This is a genomic window from Rhodococcus sp. T7, assembly GCF_009872365.1.
In the GTDB taxonomy this organism is placed as follows: domain Bacteria; phylum Actinomycetota; class Actinomycetes; order Mycobacteriales; family Mycobacteriaceae; genus Rhodococcus_F.
In genome coordinates, this window is the sequence record NZ_WXYH01000177.1 from 1 (window position 1) to 2645 (window position 2645).

General features: G+C 65.6%; 3 protein-coding genes. All 3 read left to right on the top strand.

Annotation, left to right across the window (positions count from 1 at the left end):
* The first annotated feature begins 303 nt into the window (after positions 1 to 303).
* Positions 304 to 855, top strand: a complete 552-nt coding sequence (locus MLGJGCBP_RS18325; protein ID WP_160097497.1) for a hypothetical protein — start codon at positions 304 to 306, stop codon at positions 853 to 855.
* 44 nt (positions 856 to 899) lie between these two features.
* Positions 900 to 1259 (top strand): hypothetical protein, encoded by a 360-nt coding sequence (locus MLGJGCBP_RS18330; protein WP_160097498.1) that lies wholly within the window; start codon positions 900 to 902, stop codon positions 1257 to 1259.
* Positions 1252 to 2645, top strand: a 1394-nt coding sequence (locus tag MLGJGCBP_RS18335; protein ID WP_160097499.1) for a type IV secretory system conjugative DNA transfer family protein, incomplete at its 3' end; no start/stop codon positions are given. The genes MLGJGCBP_RS18330 and MLGJGCBP_RS18335, both read left to right, overlap by 8 nt.

Below are 2645 nucleotides of genomic sequence, written 5' to 3' on the forward strand. Positions count from 1 at the left end.
TCCACGTTGGCGGTCTACATGACAGCCACCCGTCTCGGGGTGTGGCGGGTGAGCGCACTGACCGTCCACTGACGCCGGGGCATCGCGTCGACGCATGCGAGGACGGCCCCAATGCCAACCGATCGAACCCAGCTAGGCACGAATGGTGCACCACTACAACCGTATTCAACCGAAAGAAGGCAGGCAATGAGCGATTCTTTGACCGTCAAGACCGGCAGAGCGATGATGTCGGTTGCTATCGGGGTCAGCGCAGGGTGGACGTTCGGGGTCCGTCCGGTGTTGCGGTGGTCGCAGCCTTTGATCATGGCCGCGATGACAGCGGTGTGGGCAGCATGGATTTTGGGGCTGCCCCGGTTCGCTGACGTCGATTACGTGGCCACCCAGAACTTGGAGAACTGGGGTGATCACTCGGTCAGCACGTTCGCCGAAGCCTCGAAAGCGGTGTATGCGGCGGCGATCGAAGTCGGGGCAGGCGGCCGCACCGCTGGCTGGGTGCTGTTGCTGATGATGATGACGGCGGTTCTTTCGGTGTCCGCACTGGTCGTATCGGCGGCGTTTGCCCGCAACGGCGTGAACCCTGCGCGTACGGAATATCCGCAAGCCTTCGCCTCTCTGGTGGTTCTCGGCGCTGGGGTGCTGTTCGGGTGCGCGTGGCTGGCCGCCGATGCGGGCCGTGTCTCGCTGCTGTCGTCCCTGACCGCGTGGGCGCAGATTCTGCTGCCCGCGATGATCTGCCACGTGCTGATCATGGGCACGCGCAGCGGCTGGTTCGACCGCGGCGGCCCCACAGAGGAGCTCGTCGGTCGCATTCTGTCGTGGTCGCGCACCCGCACCGCACTGCGAGCGCAGGGATGACGGCACTGTCGACGGTTTTTCGCGGTAATGACATAGGGGCAGTGATGACAACACGTTCAGCGACGCTCGATGCGAACGCGGTAACAGCGTGGTCGGAGGACGGCGAGCAGGCGGAGGGACTGCTCGCCCTGATGGCGCTGGCCGCGTCGATCGACGCACGCTCATGGCAGGAGCACCGATCCCGCATCGGCGGGTGGCTCGCCGATTGCGCCGACGTCGAAGCGGTGTTCACCCTCGACAGGTTCGGGTTGGGCGACGCCGCGGTGCGGTTGGCCGAGTTCTATGACGGGGCCCGCAACGACGTGGACACGGTCTTCGCTCGTGCCCGCGAACTACATGCCCAGGCGGCCCCGCTGGACCTCAACCTGACATGCGGGACTCGGGAGGGGGAGCGCGATGAGTGAGCGTGGTGTGAAGGATCCGGTGAACTCGGCCCGGGAGCTGTATCTGATCGGTGCGGTCATAGCCGTTGTCGGAGTGGTCGGTGGCGGTGTGATGCTGGCGCTGCGCTTCGGCACCGATCAGGAGGTGTCTGCGAACCCGGTGGTGGTCCTGATCCACCTGGTGAAGGGACATCTGGGGTGGTCGACGGCCGCGACGGTGATCATCGCGGTGTACACGGTGCTGGTGCTGGCGGCGGCGGCCGTGATCCTGGTGCTCCTGGCCAGCAGCCGTGGCAAGCGCACCCGCGTCGACGACAAGGCCAAGCACATGGGCCGGTTGCGGGACGTGGGATCGCTGACCGAAAAGCAGTGCCGAACGGAGTCGGACCGGTTGGGCGTCGTCCTCGCCGAGAATGCGGCACCGGGGGTTCCGATCGGCAAGCACCTGTTGTCAGGGCAGAACCTGTACGCCAAGTACGAGGACATGCACGTCGACATCTGGGGTCCACGCTCGGGAAAGAGCAGTTCTCGGGTGATTCCGGCGATCCTCGAGGCGCCCGGTGCGGTGTTGACCACCTCGAACAAGCGGGACGTGGTCGATGCCACCCGCGACCCGCGTGAAGCCAAGGGCGGGAAGGTGTGGATCTTCGACCCGCAGAAGGTCGCTGACGGGCAGAACACCTGGTGGTGGGATCCGCTGTCGTGGGTGACCGACGAGGTCCGGGCCGCGGACCTGGCCGCGCACTTCGCTGCCGGTGACGACGGCCTGGACGCGAAGAAGGATTCCTTCTTCGACCCGGAGGGCCAGGACCTGCTCACCGCTCTGTTTCTGGCGGCGGCGTCTGCGAAGATGCCGATCACCCAGGTGTACACGTGGGTGACCGAGGAGACGAACGTCGAACCGGTCAACATTCTCCGCAAACACGGCTACGACCTGCACGCATCCGGACTCAGCGGCCAGTACAACGCTCCGGCGAAACAGCGCGGCGGCGTCTTCGGCACGGCCCGGAAAATGATCCGCTGCTTGAAGATGCAGTCCATCCGGCCGTGGGTGTCGACCGACGGACAGGGGCCACGGATACCGCATTTCGATCCCCGCGAGTTCGTCCGCTCGACCGACACCATCTACCTGCTCTCCCGTGAGGGCAACGGGTCCGCCGGCCCGCTGGTGACCGCGCTGACCGTCGCGATCTGCGAGGCCGCGGAGGAACTGGCCACCCGGTCGAAAGGTGGGCGGCTACCAGTGCCGTTGCTCGCCGCCTTGGACGAAGCAGCCAACGTGGTCCGCTGGACTCAGCTGCCGAAGCTGTACTCGCACTACGGATCTCGTGGAATCGTGATCATGACCATCCTGCAGAGCTACGCCCAGGGCACCGAAGTGTGGGGCAACAAGGGCATGGGAATGCT

Bases quoted from the DNA above. Each gene is read 5' to 3' on its own strand.
- MLGJGCBP_RS18325 (WP_160097497.1), top strand. From the start codon at position 304: ATGGCCGCGATGACAGCGGTGTGGGCAGCATGGATTTTGGGGCTGCCC.
- MLGJGCBP_RS18330 (WP_160097498.1), top strand. From the start codon at position 900: ATGACAACACGTTCAGCGACGCTCGATGCGAACGCGGTAACAGCGTGG.